Origin of the sequence: Calidifontimicrobium sp. SYSU G02091, assembly GCF_022631395.1 — a bacterium.
GTDB classification, from domain to species: Bacteria; Pseudomonadota; Gammaproteobacteria; order Burkholderiales; family Burkholderiaceae_C; genus Calidifontimicrobium; species Calidifontimicrobium sediminis.
In genome coordinates this window covers 10762-33386 of record NZ_JALBGB010000035.1, presented here as the reverse complement: position 1 = coordinate 33386, position 22625 = coordinate 10762, and the positions used below count along the sequence as shown (strand labels likewise).

The following is a 22625-nucleotide window of genomic DNA, read 5'->3' as shown; positions in this document are numbered from 1 at the left end:
CGGCCCGCGCCGGCGCCGAGGCTGCGGCCGGCGCGACGGCCGCAGCCGTGGCCGGCGACATCGCCGCGCGGCGGCGCTTGAGCATGCGTTCGCGCACGTAGTCCTGGAACGACAGCGTGCTCATCGCGAGGCGCTCGACGTCGCGGCCGACGTCGGTGTCGATCTCGGCGTCGGGCTCGGGGCTTTGCGTCGGCGCGAACTCGCGCTCGAGATCCAGCCGCGGCTCGACGCGCTCGCGGCGCTCCTCGCGCGCGCTGCGCTCGGCGCGGGCCGCCGTGCGCGGCTCGGTGTGGGCGGGCGCCGCCACCGCGGCCTTCGGCGCCGTCTGCGCGAGCTGCTCGATGTGCTGCAGGCCGTCGCTGGGCATCGCCAGCACCTCGACGCCTTCGGCGCACGGCTTCGTCGACAGCACGACGGCGTGCTCGCCGAAGGCCTGGCGCACGGCCTGCAGGGCTTCGCGCGAGGTGCGGCCGGTGAAACGCTTGACGTTCATGTCGCAGCTCCGAGGATCGAACCGATGCGGATCGTGTGGGTGTCAGGGATCTCGCTGTGCGCCAGCACCTTCAGCCGCGGCGCGGCGCGCTTGAGCAGCTGCGCCATCGGCACGCGGATCGCGTCGGGCACGAGCAGGCACGCGGGCACGCCGAGGTCCTCCTGCTGGCGCGCGACGTCGGCGGCGCTGCGCGTCAGCGTGTCGGCGATGCCGGGGTCGAGCGCGGCACCGTGCGGGCTCGTCAGCGCCTGCGTGACCAGCCGCTCGAGCTCGGGCTCGAGCGCGATCACGTCGAGCTCCTTCACCGGCCCGTAGATCTGCTGCACGATGGCCGGCGCGAGGTGGATGCGCACGCGCCGCGCGAGCTCGGCCGGGTCGGTCACCGTCGAGGCGTGCTCGGCGAGGCACTCGACGATCGAGCGCAGATCCCGGATGTGCACGCCTTCCTCGAGCAGCAGCTGCAGCACCTTCTGCAGCGTGGCGATTCCGACCATCTTGGGGATCACGTCTTCGATCAGCTTGGGCGCCAGCTTCGTGATGTGGTCGACGAGCGCCTGCGTCTCCACGCGGCCCAGCAGCTTGGCGGCGTGGACCTGCATCAAGTGTGAGAGGTGGGTCGCGATGACGGTCGCGCAATCAACGACGGTGAACCCGGCCATTTGGGCCTGCTCGCGCACGCGCTCCTCGATCCACACCGCGGGCAGCCCGAATGCCGGGTCGGTGGTGCTCGTGCCGGGCAGGCGCTGCGTCGCGCCGCCGGGGTTGATCGCCAGCAGCATGCCGGGGAAGGCCTCGCCCTCGCCGACGACGGCGCCGCGCAGCGTCACGCGGTACATGCTGGGCTTGAGGTCGAGGTTGTCGCGGATGTGCACCGGCGGCGGCAGGAAGCCGACGTCCTGCGCGAACTTCTTGCGCACGCCCTTGATGCGGCCGAGCAGGTCGCCCTGGCGCGACTTGTCGACCAGCGCGATGAGCCGGTAGCCGACTTCGAGCCCCAGCGTGTCGACCGGCACCAGGTCGTCCCAGCTCGCCTCGGCGTTGGCCGGCGCGACCTCGGTAGCCGCCGCCGGCGGCGCGGCCGCGGCGCGCTGCGCGCGCCGGTGCAGCGTCCATGCGAGCGCGCCGATCGCCGCGCCGAGCAGCAGGAACACGACGTTGGGCATGCCCGGGATCAGCCCGAGCGCGCCGACGATGGACGCGGCGATCGCCAGCGCCTTCGGCGAGTCGAACATCTGCGCGCGGATCTGCGTGCCGATGTCCTGCCCCTTGCCGACGCGCGTGACGACCATCGCGGCGGCCACCGAGATCAGCAGCGCCGGCACCTGCGCGACGAGCGCGTCGCCGACCGCGAGCAGCACGTAGTTGCTCGCCGCCTCGGCGGCCGACAGCCCGTGCTGCAGCATGCCGATCAGCAGCCCGCCGACGACGTTGATGACGAGGATCAGCAGCGCCGCGATCGCGTCGCCGCGCACGAACTTGCTCGCACCGTCCATCGAGCCGAAGAACTCGGCCTCCTCGCCGACCTCGGCGCGCCGGCGCTTGGCCTCGGCCTCGTCGATCAGCCCGGCGTTGAGGTCGGCGTCGATCGCCATCTGCTTGCCGGGCATCGCGTCAAGGGTGAAGCGCGCGCCGACCTCGGCGATGCGCTCGGCACCCTTGGTGACGACGATGAAGTTGATGACGACGAGGATCGCGAACACGATCAGGCCGACCGCGAAGTTCCCGCCGATCAGGAAGTGGCCGAAGCTCTCGATCACGCGGCCGGCGGCGCCGGTGCCGGTGTGGCCCTCCATCAGCACGACGCGGGTGGAGGCGACGTTGAGCGACAGCCGCAGCAGCGTCGTGATCAGCAGCACCGCCGGGAAGGCGGCGAACTCGAGCGGCTTGCGCATCTGCGCGGCGACCATCATCACGACGAGCGCCAGCGCGATGTTGAACGTGAACAGCAGGTCGAGCGCGAACGGCGGCAGCGGCAGCACCATCATCGCCAGCACGAGCACGACGAACACCGGCGCCATCAGCGCCTTGGCGGTCGCAGCGCCCGGGGCGCCGCCCTCGCCGCCGAGCCAGGTCTGCACCTGCTGCACGAGCGCGTTCATGCGTCAGCTCCCGCGGCGCCGCGGCGGCGGTGGGGGTCGAGCTCGGGCGGCACCGGCAGCGGCGGCAGGTCGCCCTCGGCGATGTCGCCGACGCGCCCGCGGCCAAGCGCATCGCGCAGGCGGTACACGTGCGCAAGGACCTGCGCGACGGCGGCGAACAGCGCCGCCGGCACCTCCTGGTCGACCTCGGTGTGCGCGTACAGCGCGCGCGCCAGCGGCGGCGCCTGCAGCACCGGCACGCGCGCCTCGCGCGCGAGGTCGCGGATCTTCAGCGCCAGCAGGTCGGCACCCTTGGCGACGACGCGCGGCGCGGCCATCGCGCGCTCGTCGTACTTCAGCGCCACCGCGTAGTGCGTCGGGTTCATCACGACGAGGTCGGCGCCGGCCACGGCGGCGAGCATGCGCGTGCGCGACATCTCGCGCATGCGCGTGCGGATGCGGCCCTTGACCTCGGGGCTGCCCTCGGTCTCCTTGAGCTCCTGCTTGACTTCCTGGTGGCTCATCTTCAGCCGCTGGGCCAGCAGGTGGCGCTGCAGCGGCACGTCGACGAGCGCGAAGCCGGCCAACGCCAGCGCCAGCAGCGCGAGCCCGCCGAACAGCAGGCCCGACGCCTCGGCGAGCGCTGCGGGCAGCGGCAGCGCAATGACCTGCTGGATCTCGCCGAGCTTGGCGTGCAGGTACAGCGCACCGACCGTGCCCAGCACGACGGCGAGCACGCTGGCCTTGAGCGTGTCGGTGAGCTGCTGCTTCGAGAACATGCGCCCGAAGCCGGCGATCGGGTTGATCTTGCCGAGCTTGGGCACGAGCGGCTTGGCGGTGAAGTTCCAGCCGCCGACCAGCGTCGCCGCCGCGACTGCGAGCGCGATCACCAGCGCCCCGAGCGCGATCACGACGGCGCCGCCCTGCCAGACGAAGCCGGCCAGGCGCTCGACCATGCGCTGCGGGTCGGCGACGAGCGCCGGATCGACCCGCAGCCCGTCGGCCACCAGTTCGCGCAGCATCGCCGCCATCAGCGGCCCGGCCAGCAGCAGCGCGCCGAGCGCGCCGGCGACGACGGCGAAGTGCCCGAGATCGCGCGAGCGCGCGATCTGCCCTTCCTCGCGCGCCTTGCGGATCTTGCGCGGGGTCGCGGGCAGTGTCTTGTTCTGGGAGGACTCGTCGGCCATGGCGGCAGCGGGGCAACGCACGGCATGTTGCCGACGGGGGGCGCCGACTTGAGCCCGATAAGCGGCCGAAACGGCGCGATGTTCCGCCTGCGGTGACATGCGGCACGCCGGACCCCGGCGCGGCCGTTCCGACGCAGCGGCCGTCTACACTCGCGAAATGAACGAACCAGTACATCGCGAGTTGCCGAAGTTGCGGGCCGCCGCGGCGCCTGCCAAGCGCGGGCGGCCCCGTGTCGATGCAGCGGGCGGCCACGACCCCGGGCACACGATCGCCGACATCATCGCGGTGGCGACACGCGAGTTCGCCGAAAAGGGCCTGGCGGGCGCGCGCATCGACGACATCGCCGACGCGATGCGCACCAGCAAGCGCATGATCTATTACTACTTCGGCAGCAAGGAAGGCCTTTACGTGCGGGTGCTGGAGGAAGCCTACCGCCGCATCCGCGCGATCGAGGCCAGTCTGCAACTCGAGGATCTCGCGCCCGAGGACGCGCTGCGCAAGCTGGTCGGCTTCACGTTCGACTACCAGCTCGCGAACCCCGACTTCGTGCGCCTGGTGATGAACGAGAACATCCACCGCGGCGCGTACCTGGCACAAAGCGAGGTCATCCAGCAGCTGAACGTGCCGGCGATCGAGGCGGTGCGCGGCGTGATCGAGCGCGGGGTCAAGGCCGGCGTGTTCCGCCGCGGCGTCGACGCGCTCGACGTGCACACCTCGATCAGCGCGCTGTGCTTCTTCAACGTCTCGAACCGGCACACGTTCTCGCTGATCTTCCGCCGCGACCCCGACTCGCCGAAGGCGATCGCCGAGCGGCGCGACCAGATCGTCGAGATGGTCGTGCGCTATCTGCGCAAGTAGCGGCCGGCACCGGTCTCAGGGTTTGCCCGATGTACAGAACTAACTAGTTCGTACATTCTTCGGTCCGCGGGTGCTGCACCGCCCCGCTGCCACGACGACCAAGCCCCGCAAGACTGCCGAGGAGACCACGACGTGACGCGCTGGATCGACCGTTACTGCCGACTGCTCGACGCGCTGATCGCGCTCGCGCTGGCGGTGATGGTCGTGCTCGTGTTCGGCAACGTCGTGCTGCGCTACGCGTTCAACTCGGGCATCACGGTGTCGGAGGAACTGTCGCGCTGGCTGTTCCTGTGGGTCACGTTCCTCGGTGCCGTCGTCGCGCTGAAGAACCACGGGCACCTGGGCACCGACCTCGTCGTCGCCCGCCTGCCGCGCGCGCTGCGCCGGGTGTGCCTGGTCGTCGCGCAGGCACTGATGCTGTGGGCCACGGCGCTGCTGCTGCAGGGCAGCCTCGCGCAGACGCGCATCAACTGGGACGTCGAGGCGCCCGTCAGCGGGCTGTCGGTGGGCTGGTTCTACGGCGCTGGCGTCGCGTTCGCGGTGCCCGCGCTGGTGCTGCTCGCCGTCGACCTGTGGCGCGCGCTGACCGGGCGCAGCACCGACGCGCACACGGGCGTCGAGCACTGAACGGCAAGGCGCGGCGATGACGGTGCTCGTCTTCCTCGGTTCGCTGCTCGGCGCGATGGCGCTGGGCATCCCGATCGCCTACGCGCTGCTGCTGTCGGGCATGGCGCTGATGTGGCACCTCGACCTGTTCGACGCCCAGATCCTGGCGCAGAACGTGATCAACGGCGCCGACAGCTTCCCGCTGCTGGCGGTGCCGTTCTTCATGCTCGCCGGCGAGATCATGAACGCCGGCGGGCTGAGTCGGCGCATCGTCAACCTCGCGCTGGCGCTGTTCGGCCACGTGCGCGGCGGGCTGGGCTACGTGACGATCCTCGCCGCGTGCCTGATGGCGGCGCTGTCGGGCTCGGCGGTCGCCGACACCGCGGCGCTGGCCGCGCTGCTGCTGCCGATGATGGTCAAGGCCGGCCACGACCGCGCGCGCGCCGGCGGCCTGATCGCGTCGGCCGGCATCATCGCGCCGGTGATCCCGCCGTCGATCGGCTTCGTGATCTTCGGCGTCGCGGCCAACGTCTCGATCACCCGCCTGTTCCTCGCCGGCATCGTGCCCGGGCTGCTGATGGGTGTGGCGATCGCCGTCACATGGTGGCTCGTCGCGCGGCGCGAAGGCGCGACGCCGCCGCCTCGGGCCACGCGTGCCGAGATGCTCAAGGCGCTGCGCGAGTCGACGTGGGCGCTGTTCCTGCCCGTCATCGTGCTCGTCGGGCTGAAGATGGGCGTGTTCACGCCGACCGAGGCCGCCGTGGTGGCCGCCGTCTACGCCCTGTTCGTGGCGACCGTCGTCTACCGCGAGATGCACGTCAAGGCGCTGTACGCGGTGTTCGTCGCGGCCGCACGCACGAGCGCGGTGATCATGTTCCTCGTCGCCGCGGCGATGGTCTCGGCGTGGCTGATCACGGTGGCCGCGCTGCCGCAGCAGATGATCGCGCTGCTGCAGCCGCTGCTCGACCAACCGACGCTGCTGCTCATCGCGATCATGCTGCTCGTGATCGCGATCGGCACGGCGATGGACATGACGCCGACGATCCTGATCCTGACACCGGTGCTGATGCCGGTCGTCAAGGCCGCGGGCATCGACCCCGTCTACTTCGGCGTGCTGTTCATCATGAACAACGCGATCGGCCTGATCACGCCGCCGGTGGGCACCGTGCTCAACGTCGTCGCCGGCGTCGGGCGCATGCCGCTGGACCACGTGATCCGCGGCGTGTGGCCGTTCATGCTGGCCCAGTTCGGCGTGCTCGCGCTGCTGATCGCATTCCCGTCGATCGTCCTCGTCCCGATGCGCTGGCTCACGAGCTGACGCTGCCTTGCCCACCACCACCCCAGGAGACCCGCGATGACCTCCCTGCCCCGCCTGACCCGCCGCACCGCTGCGGCGCTCGCCGCCATGCTGCCGCTGGCGCTGGCCTCGACCGCCGCGCCCGCGCAGGACATCAAGGAACGCACGTTCAAGGTCGCACAGCAGAACCCCAAGGGCCACCCGCTGGTCACCGGCGCCGAGAAGTTCGCCGAGCTCGTCGCCGCCAAGAGCGGCGGCAAGCTCAAGGTCAACCTGTTCCCCGGCGGCACGCTGGGCAGCGACGCGGCCAGCGTCTCGGCGCTGCAGGGCGGCACGATCGAGATCGTCGTGCTGAATTCGGGCATCCTCGCGTCGCAGGTCAAGGAGTTCGCGGTCTACGACTTCCCGTTCATGTTCGCGACGCCGCAGGAGGCCGACGCCGTCGTCGACGGCCCGTTCGGCCAGGGCCTGCACGCGAAGCTGGCCGACAAGGGCATCGTCGGGCTCGCGTACTGGGAGCTGGGCTTCCGCAACCTGACCAACAACCGCCGCGCGATCCACAAGGTCGACGACATCGCCGGCCTGAAGCTGCGCGTGATCCCGAACGCAATCAATGTCGACTGGGTCAAGGCGCTGGGCGCCAACCCGACGCCGCTCGCGTTCCCCGAGCTGTACGCCGCGCTCGAGCAGCGCGCGATCGACGGCCAGGAGAACCCGCTGTCGGTGATCCTCGCCAACAAGTTCTACGAGGTGCAGAAGTTCCTGACGCTGACCAACCACCAGTACAACCCGCAGTCGGTGATCTTCAGCAAGAAGGTCTGGGACACGCTGTCGGCCGACGAGCGCAAGATCCTGCAGGACGCCGCCGTCGAGGCCGGCCGCTTCCAGCGCCAGGTCTCGCGCGACGCCGCCGCCGGCCAGCTCGCCGAGCTGAAGAAGCTGGGCATGACGGTGACCGAGCTGCCGCCGGCCGAGATGGCCAAGCTGCGCGAGCTGATGAAGCCGGTGATCGACAAGCACAGCGAGTCGGTCGGCGTCGAGACGGTCAAGGCCCTGCAGGCCGAGATCGCCAAGGTGCGCCGCTGAGCCGCCGCGCAGGGGAGGCAGCCCGATGAGTCCCGACGCCGTCGTCGAGCGCACCGCCCACCCGGTGGCAGGCGGGCAGCGCAAGCTGCTCGTCGGGCTCATCGGCGCCGGCATCCAGCGCTCGCTGACGCCGGCGATGCACGAGGAAGAAGCGCGCCACCACGGCCTCGCGCTGCACTACCAGCTGATCGACCTCGAGCGCACGCACGCCGGCGTCGAAGCGCTGCCGACGCTGCTCGCCGCGGCGCGCACGATGGGCTTCGCCGGGCTCAACATCACGTACCCGTGCAAGCAGGCAGTGATCCCGCTGCTCGACGAGCTGTCGGACGAGGCGCGCGCAATGGGTGCCGTCAACACCGTCGTGTTCCGCGACGGGCGCGCCGTCGGCCACAACACCGACGGGTCGGGCTGGGCCTGGGGATTCGAGCGCGCGCTGCCACACGCCGACCTGTCGCGCGTCGTGCTGCTCGGCGCCGGCGGCGCCGGCTCGGCGATCGCGCACGCGGTGCTGCGGCTCGGCGCGCAGCACCTGAGCATCGTCGACCACGACGCGCGCCGTGCTGCCGAGCTGGCCGCGAGCCTCGGTGCGGTCTACGGCCGCGAGCGCGTCGCCGCTGCCGACCTCGACACGGCGATGGCCGACGCCACCGGCCTGATCCACGCGACCCCGACCGGCATGGCCAAGCTGCCCGGCCTGCCGCTGCCGGCCGCGCTGCTGCACCCGCGGCTGTGGGTCAGCGAGATCGTCTACTTCCCGCTCGACACCGCGCTGCTGCAGGCCGCGCGCGCGCGCGGCTGCGCCACCGCCGACGGCGGCTGGATGGCGGTCGGCCAGGCCGTCGGCGCATTCCGCCTTTTCACCGGGCTCGAGCCCGACGCCGCGCGCATGGACGCGCACTTCCGCCGGCTGCTGCAGCAGCGCGGCTGATCCCGCAGGAGGCCGCGATGCCCGCCGCCACCGAACGCGAACCGCTGACCGACACCGACAACCCGCTCGGCCTCGAGGGCATCGAGTACGTCGAATACACGACGTCGCGCCCGCAGGCGCTCGGGCAGGTGCTCGAGCGTTTCGGCTTCCGCCCGGTCGCGCGCCACCGCTCGCGCGAGGTGCTGCTGTACCGCCAGGGCGCGATGAACGTCGTCGTCAACGCGCACGCCGGCGCGCTGCCGCCGCCCGAGGCACCGGCGCTGGCCGCGCTCGCGCTGCGCGTGCGCGACGCCGCCGCCGCTCATGCGCGCTGCGTCGCACTCGGCGCGTGGGACGCGCCGGTGCAGGTGGCGCCGATGGAGCTGCACATCCCGGCGGTCCACGGCGTGGGGCACAGCCGCCTGTACTTCGTCGACCGCTGGCGCGACTTCTCGATCTACGACGTCGACTTCGTGCCGGTGCCCGGCGTCGATCCGCATCCGCCCGCACTCGCCGGGCTGCACTGGTTCGGCATCGTGCAGTACATCGGCACCGGGCGCACCGCCGACTGGGTGCACTTCTACACCGAGCTGCTCGGCTGCCGGCTGCTCGCGCCCGACACCCGCTTCGGCGTGCTGCCGCGCGGGCGCGTGCTGCAAAGCCCCGACGGCAGTCTGCACCTGCAGCTCGTCGAGCCCGAGCCGTCGGACGTCGACGGCGGCAACGAACGGATGCAGCGCGTCGCGTTCGGTGCGCCTGACGTCGGTGCGGCGGTGCAGGCGCTGCGTGCGCGCGGCGTCGAGTTCGTGCAGACGCCGCAGCTGCCGGTGAGCGAGTGCGGCGCGCTGGCGCAAGGCGGGCTCGACGGCCTGCTGTTCGAGCTCGTGCGCCATGCAGCCTGAGGAGCGCGTGATGCACGCCAGCGACTTCGGCATGGACACGATCACGCTGGCCGGGCCGCTGGCGGCCAAGCTGCGCGCGGTGCGCGCAGCGGGCTTCACGCAGATCATGCTCGCCGCGCGCGACCTCGTCGGCCACCCCGACGGCTGGCGCGCCGCGGTGCGCGAGGTGCACGAAAGCGGCCTGCGCGTGACCGGCTTCCAGGTGCTGCGCGACTTCGAAGGCCTGTCGGGGCACCTGCACGACTACAAGGTCGACGTCGCGAAAGCGATGCTCGAGATGTGCGCCGCGCTGCGCTGCCGCGTGCTGCTGGCGTGCTCGTCGACGTCGCAGCACGCCAGCGGCGAGCCCGACGCGATCGCGCGCGACCTGCGCAAGCTCGCGCTGCTGGCGCTGCCGCACGGCATCCGCGTCGCCTACGAGGGGCTGTCGTGGGGGCGGCACGTCAACGAGTTCACGACGGCGTGGGACGTCGTGCAGCGCGCCGACGCGCCCAACCTCGGGCTGGGCATCGACTCGTACCACATCCTCGCGACACAGACCGCGCTCGCGCACCTCGCCGCCGTCGACGCGCGCAAGATCTTCCTCGTGCAGCTCGCGGACTTCATGTGGCAGGAGGTGCGCACGCCCGAGGAGCGCATCACGACGGCGCGCACGATGCGCGTGTTCCCCGGCGAGGGCGTGCACTCGCGCGCGATCGCCGAGCTCGTGCTCGCGCTCGACGGCATGGGCTACCGCGGCGACTACAGCTTCGAAGTGTTCAACGACGACTACACGCAGCTGCCGCTGGAGACGGTGGCCGCGCGCGCACGGCGCGCCGCGCTGTGGCTGTCGGAAGACGTGCTCGGCCGCGCGACGCCGCCGGCGAATACCATGCGGCTGCGCGAACTCGCGGGAACCCCATGAACGTTCTTCTCCTCAACGGCCCCAACCTGAACCTGCTCGGCACGCGCGAGCCGCAGATCTACGGCGCGACGACGCTGGCCGACGTCGAGGCGATGCTCGCCGCCGACGCCGCCGCCGCCGGCGTCGGGCTCGAGTGCTTCCAGAGCAACCACGAAGGCGCGCTGATCGACCGCATCCATGCCGCGCGCGGCCGCGTCGACTGGATCGTCATCAACCCCGGCGGGCTGACGCACACCAGCGTCGCACTGCGCGACGCGCTGGCCGGCGTCGCGATCCCGTTCGTCGAGGTGCACATCAGCAACGTGCACAAGCGCGAGCCGTTCCGCCACCACTCGTACCTCAGCGACGTCGCCGAGGGCGTGATCGCCGGCCTCGGCGTGTACGGCTACCGCGCCGCGCTGGCCTTCATCGTCGCGAAGACGCGCTGACGCCGCGCGGCCGGCGTCGCTACAGCGCGTCGCCGGCCAGCGCCTCGCGCACCGCCGGCAGCTGGCGGCGCGACACCGCAAGCCACTCGTCGGTCGGCGCGACGCGCACGGCCCAGCCTTCGCCGTCGTCGGTGCCGAGCGCGCGGCGCTCGAGTGCGCGCACCGCGCGCTTGGCCACCAGCGCGTTGCGGTGGATGCGGATGAAGCGCCCCGCGAGCCGCGGCTCGAGCTCGGTCAGCGACTCGTCGAGCAGGTGCGTGTGCGACGCGGTGCGCAGCGTGACGTACTTCAGCTCGGCCTTCAGGTACAGCACTTCCGACACGGGCACGCGGATCACGCGCCCGCGCTCGTTGACGACGACGACGCCGCCGTCGTCTTCGGGAGCAGCCGCGGTCGCGGGCGCGGCCAGCCGCTGCGCGGCGCGCTTGAGCGCCTGCTGCAGCCGCTCGCGGCGCACCGGCTTGGTCAGGTAGTCGGTGGCCTCGACGTCGAACGCGTGCAGCGCGTGCTCGCCGTGCGCGGTGACGAACACGATCGCGCCGACGCGCCCGGCGTAGGCCGCGTCGGCGCGCAAGCGCTCGGCCAGCTGCAGCCCGCTGGCGCCGGGCATCTGGATGTCGAGCAGCACGACGTCGGCGTCGTGCGCGGCCAGCCACGCCAGCGCCGACGCGGGGTCGCCGGCCTCGCCGGCCACGCGGCACGGCGGGTCGGCGCACTCCTGCACCAGTGACGACAGGCGCAGCCGCGCGAGCGGCTCGTCGTCGACGATCAGCACACGCAACGCGGACGTCATCGGTTCGGCAGGCACCTACAGCGGCACGACGATGCGCACACGATAGCGGTCGCCGTCGCGGCGTGCGTCGAACTGCGCGCCGACGTCGTGCAACAGGCGAAGTCTTTCACGCACATTGGCCAGCGCGATGCCGTGGCCGGGGTTCGGCGGCCCGCCGGCGACCGTGTTGTCGATCGCGACCTCGGCCTGCCCGCGCCGCGCGCGCGTGCGCACGCGCAGCACGCCGCCGCCACGGGCCCCCTCGATGCCGTGGCGCACCGCGTTCTCGACCAGCGGCTGCAGCACCAGCGGCGGCATCAGCGCGGCGCCGGCGGCCGGGTCGAGCTCCCACTCGATGCGCAGCCGATCGCCGAAGCGCAGCTGCTCGATGGCGAGGTAGCGCTGCGCGAGCTCGATCTCGTCGGCCAGCGTCGTCGCCGGCCGCGGCTCGGCGAGCGCGACACGGAACAGCTCGGCCAGGTCCTCGAGCACCGCCTCGGCGCGCGCCGGCTCGACGCGCACGAGCGCGATCGCGGTGTTCAGCGCGTTGAACAGGAAGTGCGGGCGGATGCGCGCCTGCAGTTCGGCCAGCCGCGCCGACGCGTCGGCCGGCCGGCGCGCGCGCGCGCGCGCCTCGAGCCACGCCATCAGCGGCGCGGCCAGCGCCGCGCCGGCCAGCGGCAGCGCGAGCGCGCGCGGCACACTCCACGCGAACAGGTCCAGCGCGACCAGCGGCAGGCACGCGAGCACGGCCAGCGCGCCCGCGAGCGTCAGCCCGGCGGCCAGGCGCACGCCGGGCTCGGCGCGCTGCAGTGGCCGGCGCAGCGCGCACAGCACGACGAGCCACAGCAGCGTGCCGACGAGCCCCGCGGCCAGCAGCGGGCCCAGCAGCGCCAGCGCCTGCGCCCAGGTCTGCGCGAGCAGCCCGGCGCCGACCGTCAGCACGCCCTGGATCGCGAGCAGCGCGCGCAGTGCGAACGCCGGGTGGCAGGCCTCGAACTCCACCGCCGGCGCCGGGCGCTGCGGCACGCCCGCGTCGTGCCCCGCGGGGCGCGTCGAATCCCACGTCGACGACGCAGCGTCGGCGGCAGCGGGCAGGCGCGAATCGGCGGTCATCGATGGGGCGGCAGCGCGCTCGTCGCCCACCGCCGGTATCGCTTCGGCGAGGCGGGCGTCGATAGAATCCAGGCCACTTGCATTGTCGGCCCGCCCCTCGCCTGCCGCGGCGACGTGAGGTGGTCGCTTCGCCCGCTTTTTTGGCCGTTTGCGGCGCCTCGCCGCCCGCGCCACCGCACACCACCGGCCTGCCTCGAGCCCGCCCATGACGTCCGCCAACCCGCTCGCCAACAAGTCCGAAGCCTGGTCCGCGCTGTTCTCCGAGCCGGTCGACGAACTCGTGCAGCGCTACACCGCGAGCGTCGGCTTCGACCGGCGGCTGTGGCGCGCCGACATCGACGGCAGCCTCGCACACGCGCGCATGCTCGCGGCGCAGGGGATCATCGCTGCGCAGGACCTGGCCGACATCGAGCGCGGCATGGCGCAGATCGCGCAGGAGATCGAGGCTGGCACCTTCGAGTGGAAGCTCGAGCTCGAGGACGTGCACCTGAACATCGAGGCGCGGCTGACGCAGCTCGTCGGCGACGCCGGCAAGCGGCTGCACACCGGACGCAGCCGCAACGACCAGGTCGCCACCGACATCCGGCTGTGGCTGCGCGGCGAGATCGACGTGATCGCCGGTCTGCTCGAGCAGCTGCAGCGCGTGCTCGTCGACCAGGCCGATCGCCACGCCGACGTCGTGATGCCCGGCTTCACGCACCTGCAGGTTGCGCAGCCGGTGAGCCTCGGCCACCACCTGCTCGCCTACGTCGAGATGTTCGCGCGCGACGCCGAGCGGCTGGCCGACGTGCGTCGGCGCGTCAACCGCCTGCCGCTGGGCGCCGCGGCGCTGGCCGGCACCAGCTACCCGCTCGACCGCGAGCGCGTCGCGCGCGAGTTGGGCATGGAAGGCGTGTGCCAGAACAGCCTCGACGCGGTGAGCGACCGCGACTTCGCGATCGAGTTCGCCGCCGCGGCGAGCCTGTGCATGGTGCACGTGAGCCGGCTGAGCGAAGAGCTGATCGTGTGGATGAGCCAGCCGTTCGGCTTCGTCGCGCTGCCCGACCGCTTCTGCACCGGCAGCTCGATCATGCCGCAGAAGAAGAACCCCGACGTGCCCGAGCTCGCGCGCGGCAAGACCGGGCGCGTCGTCGGCCACCTGATGGGCCTGGTGACGCTGATGAAGGGCCAGCCACTGGCCTACAACAAGGACAACCAGGAAGACAAGGAGCCGCTGTTCGACACGGTGGACACGCTGCGCGACACGCTGCGCATCTTCGCCGACATGATGGCCGGGCTCACCGTCAGGCCCGAGGCGATGGAGCAGGCCGCGCGGCGCGGCTACGCGACGGCGACCGACCTCGCCGACTACCTCGTCAAGAAGGGGCTGCCGTTCCGCGACGCGCACGAAACGGTCGCGCACGCCGTCAAGACCGCGATCGGCCGCGGTGTCGACCTCGCGGCGCTGACGCTCGACGAGCTGCGCGCGTTCCACCCGGCGATCGACGCCGACGTGTTCGACGTGCTGTCGCTGCGCGGCTCGATGGCCGCACGCGCCGTGCTCGGCGGCACGGCGCCGGCGCAGGTGCGCGCGCAGGTCGCGCGGCACCGGCAGCGGCTGAGAAGCTGACCGCCATCGTCGTCGGCAGCCGGCATCGAAGCCAAGTACACGGGCCGCTTTAGTGGCCCGCGGGGCGCGGCGCCGCGCCCCGCGGGGCGCCGATCACTTGAAATAGACGGTGCCGAGGTAGGCGTCGACGCCCGGGATGCGGGCCAGCAACACCTCGGCATCACCGATCTGCTTGGTGGCCGGGTTCATCCAGCGCATCTGCACGGTGCCGGTGCCGGCCGTCTGCACGATGCGCACCTGGTCCTGCACGAACAGCTTGCCGTCGGCGTCTTTCACGTCCCACAGATTCTTGCCGATGATCTTCGGGTTGGCCGAGTGCGCGAGCACCGTAGCCTTGAAGTCAGCGATGAAGACGTAGGTCGAACCCTTGATCCACGGGCCGCCGTTGCTGAACTCCTTGCCCGCGCCCTCGATCCCCTTGGCCCGCGCCTCGGCCAGCGCCGCCTTGTGCAGCGCTTCTGCGTCGTCGCGGTTGGCGTGGGCGAACGTGGCGGCCAGCGACAGCGCGGCCGCGGCGACGGTCAAAACGAATTTCGACATGCAAACCCCTACTCGGAGACTTTGTGAACCTCGATGGGACACAGCGGCGGGCCCCACGGTGCAGGCGGCGCCCCCACGGGAAGCGATATCGACCGATGAGGAATGCATCGCAGTGTCGCGAACACCAGCCCCCGTACCCGAAGGCGATGCGCCCGTGACGTATTGCACGCGGTCGCCGCCGCGCAAGCGAGCAGCGACCGCGCCGCTGCGGCTACGGCTGCTTCTTCAGTGCGATGAAGCCGACCGCCCGCACCGGCGGGTTCGACACCGGGAGCAACACCGACACGCGCGCGACGAACTCGTCGCCCTCGCTGCCGGCGAGCCCGCCGAAACGGCCCTCGAACTCGCCCTGCGCCGGCGGGAAGCCGTCGGCGTTGACGACGGTACCGGTCACGCGGCCGTCGGGGGCGACCGTCACGCTCGTGAACCGCAGCGGGGGGATCACCTGCTGCGGCAGCGGGGTCGGCGTGTAGCTCAGGCTGCCGATGCTGCCGGCCAGGGTGCCGTCGGCGCCGACGGCCGGATCGAAGGTCACGCCCGTAATTTCACGCGACGCATAGCGGCTGACATTGCGGTCGACGTGGCGGAAGAACACCAGCCCGCGGTACGTCGTCGCGACCGGCGGCTTCGTGCTCGCGTTGTTGGCGACATACCAGCCACCGCTGTAGCGCGCGAAGATGTCGGGCGTCGCCGTGTCGGCGCGCTCGGCGTCCCACATGCCGTAGTCGAAGTGGCTCATCGGCAGGATCTCCGCGGCATTCGGCAGGGTGCCGTCGACCCGCGGTGCCCGCGCGAACGAGAACACGTAGTAGTCGTTGTTGACCGTGCCGGCGATGACCCGCTTGTCGACCGCGTAGACGTCGTAGGCGCCGTACGAGTTGAACCGCGCCGGCGTCGCATCGTCGAGGTCCTGCGGGCTCGGCATCGCCCAACCGTACCCGGGGTTCTCCAGACTCAGCGTGTACTCGGCGGTCGACGACGGCTCGACCGACGCGTCGTAGTCCAGGATGTCGTAGGCCTGCGCGACCGACAGGTTGACGACGCACACCGCAAGGTTGAACCCCTGCGGCGGGCTGACCGCGCTCGTGAAGCCGGCCGGGCAGTTCGGGGGTGCGTCGCTGCCGCCACAGGCGCCGAGCGCCAGCAGAACGGCGGCCCCCGCGCCCAGGTGCATCCGCTGAAGGAAGGTGGACCATGTCGAGCGGTGCGTCATCGGGGTCTCCTCTCGCAGCCATGATACCGGTGCGGTCTCACCGACTGGCGATGGCGGCGGGCGTGACCGCCACCCGGCCACAATCCGCGCGTGCGCCGCTGGATCGCCCACCTCGACATGGACGCGTTCTACGCGTCGGTCGAACTGCTGCGCTACCCGGAACTGAAGGGACTGCCGGTCGTCATCGGCGGCGGGCGGCGTCACCAGCCCGAAGTGCTCGCCGATGGCACGCGACGTTTCGCGACGCTGGCCGGCTACGCCGGGCGCGGTGTCGTCACGACGGCCACTTACGCCGCGCGCGCGTTCGGCGTGCATTCGGGCATGGGGCTGATGAAGGCGGCGCTGAAGTGCCCCCACGCGGTGCTGCTGCCGACCGACTTCGACGAGTACCGGCGCTGCTCGCGCGCGTTCAAGGCCGCGGTGGCCGAGCTCGCGCCGGTGATCGAGGACCGCGGCATCGACGAGATCTACATCGACCTCACCGACGTGCCCGGCGCGCAGGACGCGGTGGGCCACGATCCGTTCGGCGGCGTGCGCGCTTTGGCGCAGGAGCTCCGCAACAGCGTGCGCCGCGCGACGGGGCTGACGTGCTCGATCGGCGTGACGCCGAACAAGCTGCTGTCGAAGATCGCGTCCGAACTCGACAAGCCCGACGGCCTGACGCTGCTGACCGAAGCCGACATCCCGACGCGCATCTGGCCGCTGCCGGTGCGGCGCATCAACGGCATCGGCCCGAAGGCCGGCGCGAAGCTCGCGCAGCTCGGCGTGACGACGATCGGCGAACTCGCGGCGTGCGAGCCGGCGTGGCTCGTCGAACGCTTCGGCCACGCGTACGGCCGCTGGCTGCACGAGGCCGCGCACGGGCGCGACGACCGACCCGTCGTCACCGCGCACGAACCGGTGTCGATGAGCCGCGAGACGACGTTCGAGCGCGACCTGCACGCGCAGCGCGACCGCGCCGAGCTGTCGCGCATCTTCACGGCGCTGTGCGAGCGCGTGGCGGCCGACCTGCAGCGCAAGGGCTACGCCGGACGCACGGTGGGCATCAAGCTGCGCTTCGACGACTTCCGCACCGTCACGCGCGACCTGACGCTGCCGCACGCGGTGGCCGACGCCGCCGCGATCCGCGGCGCGGCCGGGCAGTGCCTCAAACGCGTCGAGCTGTCGCGGCGGCTGCGTCTGCTGGGTGTGCGGGTGGCGTCGCTGCAGCGTCTCGACGCCGCCGCCTGACACGGGAGGCCGGGCTTCGTCGATGCGTGGGCGCCGGGTCCGGGCCCTTGGGCGCCGTTCACCGTACAGGCGGCCTGCACAGGTCGTCGCAGCAGGGCGACGGCGGCACCTGCGTTCTCCGGCCCACCTCGCGCGGAAGGGTCGCAGTGCGTGATGGTCGACTCGGTCGACGCCGGCCGCGCACTGCCCGCGGCGGCGCGAGCGCGAATGGGGCCTGCGCCCGCAGGTCCCCCCATCGCCCTGCGCTCCACCGTGGGTTGCCTGCACGCGCGTGCAGTGCGCCATCGTCGGGGCCGCGCGCGGCGCGGGTGTGCGGGCGCAGGCCCCATTCGCGCTTGCCGCCCAACGCGGCAGGGCAGCAGGCATCGGACGGCACGACGCCCGCATTGCGCCGACGGTGCCGCGCGAGGTGGGCCGAAGAACGCATGCCCATGCCGCGTGCCACGCACCACCTTCGCAAGCGAACGTTCGCGAACAATCGCAGCGGCCCGCGCGTGAGTCCTGCCCCGGCAGAGGCCGTTCGCGCCTCGAACAGCTTGACCCGAAACGAAAACGGCGGCCCGCAGGCCGCCGTCGTCGCCGGGCCGTGCGCCCGCGTCACTTGCCGGGCACCTTGCCCTCGATGCCCTTGACGAAGAAGTCGACGCTGTCCTTCCACGCCTGGTCGGCCTTCTGGTCCTTGGCCAGCCGCTCCTTGCCGGTGTTGTCGACGATCGGCCCGGTGAAGGGCTCGAAGCTGCCGTCCTTCAGGCCGGCCTTGATCTCCTCGACGCGCTTCTTCGCCGCCTCGGGGACGATGTCGGCGATCTTGATCAGGTCGTTGAGCCCTTCCTTGACGCCCCACACCGTGCGCTCGACCTTCCAGGTGCCGTTCATCAACTCTTCGATGGCCTTGATGTAGTACGGGCCCCAGTTGACGACGGCGCTCGCGAGGTGCGCGTTCGGCGCGAACGCGCTCATGTCGCTGTCCCAGCCGAATGCGAACTTGCCGTTCTTCTCGGCCGTCTGCAGCACGGCCGTCGAATCGGTGTTCTGCAGCAGCACGTCGGCGCCCTGGTTGATCAGGCTCTGCGCGGCGTCGGCCTCCTTCGGCGGATCGAACCAGGTGTTGACCCACACGACCTTCATCTTGACTTTCGGATTGACGCTCTGCGCGCCGAGCATGAAGGCGTTGATGTTGCGCAGCACCTCGGGGATCGGGAAGCTGCCGACGAAGCCCAGCGTGTTGGTCTTCGTCATGTGGCCGGCGATGACGCCGGCCATGTAGGTGTCCTGATAGAAGCTGGCATCGTAGATGCGCATGTTGTCGGCCGTCTTGTAGCCGGTCGCATGCTCGAACTTGACGTCGGGGAACTCGGCGGCGACCTTGAGCATCGCCTCCATGAAGCCGAAGCTGGTCGCGAAGATGATCTTGTTGCCCTGCTGCGCCAGGTCGCGGATCACGCGCTCGGCGTCCGCCCCCTCGGGCACCTTCTCGACGAAGGTCGTCACGACCTTGTCGCCGAAGTGCGCCTCGACCGCCTTGCGGCCCTGGTCGTGCGCGAAGGTCCAGCCGGCGTCACCGACCGGGCCGACGTAGACCCACGCGGCCTTCAGCGGCTCGGGCTTCGGCGCTTCGGCCTGAGGGGCGGGTGCCGGCGCGGGCGGCGGCGGCTCCTCCTTCTTGCCGCAGCCGACGAGGGCCGCGGTGGCGATGACGCCGGCGGCACCGGCCAGCCGCATCAGGGCGCGCTTGGACAAATCGGTCATGGATGCTCTCTCCTGGGCAGTCAATGTGCTGCGGTCAAAAAGCAAATTATGAGCCGGGGTGGAAGGGCCTCCCGAGCGATGCGGGCATGTTGACGCGGATCCACAGCGGATTGCGGCTGATCAGCGCCAGCACGGCGATCGTCGCCAGGTACGGCAGCATCGCGAGCAGCTGGCTGGCGACCTGCACCCCCATGCCCTGCAGCGAGAACTGCAGCATCGTGACGCCACCGAACAGGTAGGCCCCGAGCAGCACGCGCCCAGGGCGCCAGGTCGCGAACGTCGTCAGCGCCAGCGCGATCCAGCCGCGCCCGGCCACCAGTCCCTCGACCCACAACGGTGCATAGACGACCGACAGGAAGGCGCCGGCCACGCCGCACAGTGCACCGCCCGCGGTCACGGCGGCCAGCCGGATCCAGCGCACGCGGTAGCCGAGCGCGTGCGCGGACTCGGGCGACTCGCCGACCGCGCGCAGCACCAGCCCGGCGCGGCTGCGGTACAGGAACCATGCGATGGCCACCGCGAGCACGATCGCGACATAGGCCATCGGGTGCTGCTTGAACAGCGCGTCGCCGACGAACGGCAGCTCCGACAGCCCCGGCACCGCGAAGGACTCGCGCGCACCGAGCGTCTTGCCGACGTACTCCTTGCCGACGAAGGCCGAGAAGCCGGCGCCGAACAGACTGAGCGCGAGCCCGGTCGCGTACTGGTTCGTGTTGAGCCAGATCGCGAGCACGCCGAAGCACACCGCGAGCACCGCGCCCGCAGCCGCGCCGGCGGCGAACGCGACCCAGTCGTTGCCCGTCGTCAACGCGACCGCGAAGCCGGTGACCGCGGCCACCAGCATCATCCCCTCGGCGCCGAGGTTCAGCACGCCGGACTTCTCGCCCAGCAGCAGCCCCAGGCTCGCGAGCGCGAGCGGCGTGCCCGACGCGATCGTCGCGGCGACGAGCAGCGCGACCTCGTTCACGCCGACCTCCGCACCGCGCCCGCCCAGCGCACGCGATACTGGATCAGCGTGTCGCACGCGAGCAGCAGGAACAGCAGCAGCCCCTGGAACACACCCGACAGCGCGTTCGGCAGCCCCAGCCGCGACTGGCCGAGCTCGCCGCCGATCAGCATCATCGACAGCAGCACGCCCGAGAACACGATGCCCACCGGGTGCAGCCGCCCGACGAACGCAACGATGATCGCCGTGAAACCGTAGCCGGTCGACACGTGCGGCGTCAGCTGCCGCAGGGGCCCGGCGACTTCCATCGCGCCGGCGAGTCCGGCCATCGCGCCCGACAGCAGCAGGGCCGTCCACAGCGCTGCGCGCGACGAGAAGCCGGCGTAGCGCGCCGCCGCCGGCGCCAGCCCGCCGACTTGCAGCTGGTAGCCGCGCCACGAGCGGAACATGAAGACCCAGAACGCGAGCACGAGCACGAGTGCGACGACGACGCCGACGTGGGCGCGGTAGCCGGTGACGAGCGCCGGCAGCCAGGTCGACGCGTCGAACGTCGGCGTCTGCGGGAAGTTGAAGCCCTTCGGGTCTTTCCACGGCCCGAACACGAGGTAGTTCAGCAGCTGCTGCGCGACGTAGACGAGCATCAGGCTGACGAGGATCTCGTTGGCGTTGAAGCGGTCGCGCAGCACGGCGGTGAGCGCGGCCCACGCCGCGCCGCCGAGCACGCCGCCGGCGAGTACCAGCGGCGCGTAGACGCCGCGCGCGCCGGTCACGCCCTGCCCGTGCAGCCACAGCGCGACGCCGCCGCCGGCGATCGCGCCGAGCAGGAACTGGCCCTCAGCGCCGATGTTCCACACGTTGCTGCGAAAGCACACCGCAAGCCCCAACGCGCACAGCACGAGCGGCGTGGCCTTCAGCGCGACCTCGCTGACCGCGCGCGGCCCGTTCAGCGGCTCGACGAGGTAGATGCGCAGCCCCGCGACCGGATCCTTGCCGAGCCAGGCGAACAGCGCCGCCGCGATCACGGCGGTCAGCGCGAGCGCGACGAGCGGCGACAGCCACGCCATCGCCCGCGAGGGCTCGGCGCGCGCCTCGAGCCTAAGCATGCGCGGCCTCCCCGGCCGGCAGGTCCTCGCCGGCCATGCGCTTCGGCCCGCCGGGCCACAGCCCGCTCATCCACGCGCCGATCGTCTCGACCGTCGCGTCGCGCACCGCCACCGGCGGCGACACGCGCCCCTGCGCGATGACGACCAGCCGGTCGGCGATCTCGAACAGCTCGTCGAGCTCCTCGCTGACGACGAGCAGCGCGCAGCCGGCGTCGCGCAGCGCGAGCAGCGCCTGGCGGATCTGCGCCGCTGCGCCGACGTCGACGCCCCAGGTCGGCTGCGCGACGATCAGGCACTTCGGCTGCGCGTCGATCTCGCGCCCGACGATGAACTTCTGCAGGTTGCCGCCCGACAGGCTGCGCGCCGGCGCGTCGGGGCCGCCGGCCTTGACGCCGAAGCGCTCGATCAGCCGCTGGGCCAGTGCGCGCATCGCGCGCTGGCGGATCCAGCCCGCGGCAGCGAGCGGCTCGGTGCGCGTGAGCAGTGTGTTCAGCGCGAGCGACAGCGTCGGCACCGCGCCGCGGCCGAGCCGCTCCTCGGGCACGAAGTGCAGGCCGAGCCGGCGCCGCGCGCGCGGTCCGGCGCGCGCGATGTCGCGGCCGAACAGCGTCACGCTGCCCGGCGCGGCACGCGGGTCCTCGCCCGACAGCGCGGCCATCAGCTCCTGCTGGCCGTTGCCCGAGACGCCGGCCACACCGACGATCTCGCCGGCGTGCACCGTCAGGTCGACGTCCTTCAGCTCGACGGCGAACGGCGACGAGCGCGGCAGCGCGAGGCGCTGCACGCGCAGCACCGGCGCGCCGGTGTTCGCTGTGCGGTGCTGCAGCGGCGGCGGCTCGGCGCCGATCATCAGCCGGCTCAGGCTCGCATGGGTCTCCTGCGCCGGGTCGACGACGCCGGTGACGCGGCCGCCGCGCAGCACGGTGCAGCGGTGGCACAGCGCGCGGATCTCGTCGAGCTTGTGGCTGATGTAGAGGATGCTGCAGCCGCGCTGCGCGAGCTGGCGCAGCGTGACGAACAGCTTGTCGACCGCCTGCGGCGTCAGCACCGATGTCGGCTCGTCGAGGATCAGCAGCTTCGGCTCGGTCAGCAGCGCGCGCACGATCTCGACGCGCTGGCGCTCGCCGACCGACAGGCTGTGCACCGGGCGCAGCGGGTGCACCTCGAGCCCGTAGGTGCCGGCCAGCTGCTCGATGCGGCGCGTGACTTCGGCCAGCGACATCGACTTGTCGAGCCCGAGCCACACGTTCTCGGCCGCGGTCAGCGTGTCGAACAGCGAGAAGTGCTGGTAGACCATGCTGATGCCGAGCTGCCTGGCCTGCGCGGGGCTCGCGACCTGCACCGGCCGGCCGTCGAAGCGCATCTCGCCGGCGTCGGGGCGCACGGCGCCGTAGACGATCTTCATCAGCGTGCTCTTGCCGGCGCCGTTCTCGCCGAGCACGGCGTGGATCTCGCCCGGCTCGACGCGCAGGTCCACCGCGTCGTTGGCGACGACGGCCGGGTAGGCCTTGCGGATGCCGCGCAGTTCCAGGCGCAGGGTCATGGTCGTCTCGGTCGGGGGATCGCTCGGGGCCAGGGTGCGCATTGTCGCCAGCGTCGC

General features: G+C 71.9%; 20 protein-coding genes and 1 pseudogene. 10 read left to right on the top strand and 11 right to left on the bottom strand.

Features of this window, described 5'->3' with window-relative positions:
• The 3 genes and pseudogenes from MOJ79_RS16575 to flhB form a co-directional block, all read right to left on the bottom strand.
• Positions 1 to 493: pseudogene (locus MOJ79_RS16575) on the bottom strand (flagellar biosynthesis protein FlhF); the annotation flags it as partial.
• Complete coding sequence (gene flhA / locus MOJ79_RS16570) at positions 490 to 2592, bottom strand: flagellar biosynthesis protein FlhA (protein WP_241925155.1); 2103 nt, start codon at positions 2590 to 2592, stop codon at positions 490 to 492. The pseudogene MOJ79_RS16575 and the gene flhA, both read right to left, overlap by 4 nt.
• Positions 2589 to 3758 carry a flagellar biosynthesis protein FlhB gene (flhB, locus tag MOJ79_RS16565; protein WP_241925154.1) on the bottom strand — a complete coding sequence of 390 codons (1170 nt, stop codon included), beginning with the start codon at positions 3756 to 3758 and terminating at the stop codon, positions 2589 to 2591. Before flhB ends, flhA begins: the two co-directional genes overlap by 4 nt.
• 157 nt (positions 3759 to 3915) lie before the next feature.
• Here flhB and MOJ79_RS16560 point away from each other — a divergent pair, with 157 nt between their 5' ends.
• The 8 genes from MOJ79_RS16560 to aroQ all read left to right on the top strand — a co-directional run bounded on the left by MOJ79_RS16560 (position 3916) and on the right by aroQ (position 10747).
• Positions 3916 to 4617, top strand: coding sequence for a TetR/AcrR family transcriptional regulator (locus tag MOJ79_RS16560; protein ID WP_241925153.1), 702 nt, complete (start codon positions 3916 to 3918; stop codon positions 4615 to 4617).
• A 132-nt stretch (positions 4618 to 4749) separates the two neighbouring features.
• Positions 4750 to 5244 (top strand): TRAP transporter small permease, encoded by a 495-nt coding sequence (locus tag MOJ79_RS16555; protein ID WP_241925152.1) that lies wholly within the window; start codon positions 4750 to 4752, stop codon positions 5242 to 5244.
• Between the two features lie 16 nt (positions 5245 to 5260).
• Positions 5261 to 6541: a TRAP transporter large permease subunit gene (locus MOJ79_RS16550; RefSeq protein WP_241925151.1), complete on the top strand. Its 1281-nt coding sequence runs from the start codon at positions 5261 to 5263 to the stop codon at positions 6539 to 6541.
• Positions 6542 to 6577: 36 nt separating this feature from the next.
• On the top strand, positions 6578 to 7606 hold the full coding sequence (locus MOJ79_RS16545) for a TRAP transporter substrate-binding protein (RefSeq protein ID WP_442863139.1): 1029 nt from the start codon (positions 6578 to 6580) through the stop codon (positions 7604 to 7606).
• A gap of 25 nt (positions 7607 to 7631) precedes the next feature.
• On the top strand, positions 7632 to 8534 hold the full coding sequence (locus tag MOJ79_RS16540) for a shikimate dehydrogenase (RefSeq protein ID WP_241925150.1): 903 nt from the start codon (positions 7632 to 7634) through the stop codon (positions 8532 to 8534).
• A gap of 17 nt (positions 8535 to 8551) precedes the next feature.
• Positions 8552 to 9415 carry a VOC family protein gene (locus MOJ79_RS16535; RefSeq protein WP_241925149.1) on the top strand — a complete coding sequence of 288 codons (864 nt, stop codon included), beginning with the start codon at positions 8552 to 8554 and terminating at the stop codon, positions 9413 to 9415.
• Positions 9416 to 9425: 10 nt separating this feature from the next.
• Positions 9426 to 10319 carry a sugar phosphate isomerase/epimerase family protein gene (locus MOJ79_RS16530; protein WP_241925148.1) on the top strand — a complete coding sequence of 298 codons (894 nt, stop codon included), beginning with the start codon at positions 9426 to 9428 and terminating at the stop codon, positions 10317 to 10319.
• Positions 10316 to 10747 carry a type II 3-dehydroquinate dehydratase gene (aroQ, locus tag MOJ79_RS16525; protein WP_119354360.1) on the top strand — a complete coding sequence of 144 codons (432 nt, stop codon included), beginning with the start codon at positions 10316 to 10318 and terminating at the stop codon, positions 10745 to 10747. The genes MOJ79_RS16530 and aroQ overlap by 4 nt, the downstream gene beginning before the upstream one ends.
• A 19-nt stretch (positions 10748 to 10766) precedes the next feature.
• Here the strand turns inward: aroQ and MOJ79_RS16520 are convergent, their stop codons facing one another.
• Positions 10767 to 11540 (bottom strand): LytR/AlgR family response regulator transcription factor, encoded by a 774-nt coding sequence (locus MOJ79_RS16520; RefSeq protein WP_241925147.1) that lies wholly within the window; start codon positions 11538 to 11540, stop codon positions 10767 to 10769.
• Positions 11541 to 11555: 15 nt separating this feature from the next.
• Positions 11556 to 12635: a sensor histidine kinase gene (locus tag MOJ79_RS16515; protein WP_241925146.1), complete on the bottom strand. Its 1080-nt coding sequence runs from the start codon at positions 12633 to 12635 to the stop codon at positions 11556 to 11558.
• Between the two features lie 205 nt (positions 12636 to 12840).
• On the opposite strand from MOJ79_RS16515, the gene argH reads away from it, so the two are divergent.
• Positions 12841 to 14244, top strand: a complete 1404-nt coding sequence (gene argH / locus MOJ79_RS16510) for an argininosuccinate lyase (protein ID WP_241925145.1) — start codon at positions 12841 to 12843, stop codon at positions 14242 to 14244.
• Between the two features lie 93 nt (positions 14245 to 14337).
• On the opposite strand, the gene MOJ79_RS16505 is transcribed toward argH, so the two are convergent.
• Both MOJ79_RS16505 and MOJ79_RS16500 read right to left on the bottom strand, forming a co-directional pair.
• Positions 14338 to 14784 (bottom strand): cache domain-containing protein, encoded by a 447-nt coding sequence (locus MOJ79_RS16505; RefSeq protein WP_241925144.1) that lies wholly within the window; start codon positions 14782 to 14784, stop codon positions 14338 to 14340.
• A 211-nt stretch (positions 14785 to 14995) separates the two neighbouring features.
• Positions 14996 to 15997: a hypothetical protein gene (locus MOJ79_RS16500; protein WP_241925143.1), complete on the bottom strand. Its 1002-nt coding sequence runs from the start codon at positions 15995 to 15997 to the stop codon at positions 14996 to 14998.
• 117 nt (positions 15998 to 16114) lie between these two features.
• On the opposite strand from MOJ79_RS16500, the gene dinB reads away from it, so the two are divergent.
• On the top strand, positions 16115 to 17227 hold the full coding sequence (dinB, locus tag MOJ79_RS16495) for a DNA polymerase IV (RefSeq protein WP_241925156.1): 1113 nt from the start codon (positions 16115 to 16117) through the stop codon (positions 17225 to 17227).
• Between the two features lie 597 nt (positions 17228 to 17824).
• Here dinB and MOJ79_RS16490 read toward each other — a convergent pair.
• From MOJ79_RS16490 to MOJ79_RS16475, 4 genes are read right to left on the bottom strand one after another with little or no spacing between them, the layout of a single operon-like run.
• Positions 17825 to 18976, bottom strand: a complete 1152-nt coding sequence (locus MOJ79_RS16490; protein ID WP_241925142.1) for a BMP family ABC transporter substrate-binding protein — start codon at positions 18974 to 18976, stop codon at positions 17825 to 17827.
• Positions 18977 to 19022: 46 nt separating this feature from the next.
• On the bottom strand, positions 19023 to 19943 hold the full coding sequence (locus MOJ79_RS16485) for an ABC transporter permease (protein ID WP_241925141.1): 921 nt from the start codon (positions 19941 to 19943) through the stop codon (positions 19023 to 19025).
• Positions 19940 to 21025, bottom strand: coding sequence for an ABC transporter permease (locus MOJ79_RS16480; RefSeq protein WP_241925140.1), 1086 nt, complete (start codon positions 21023 to 21025; stop codon positions 19940 to 19942). Before MOJ79_RS16480 ends, MOJ79_RS16485 begins: the two co-directional genes overlap by 4 nt.
• The gene (locus tag MOJ79_RS16475) at positions 21018 to 22568 is read right to left on the bottom strand and encodes an ABC transporter ATP-binding protein (protein ID WP_241925139.1); all 1551 of its coding nucleotides are present in this window, start codon (positions 22566 to 22568) and stop codon (positions 21018 to 21020) included. Before MOJ79_RS16475 ends, MOJ79_RS16480 begins: the two co-directional genes overlap by 8 nt.
• Positions 22569 to 22625: the final 57 nt, after the last annotated feature.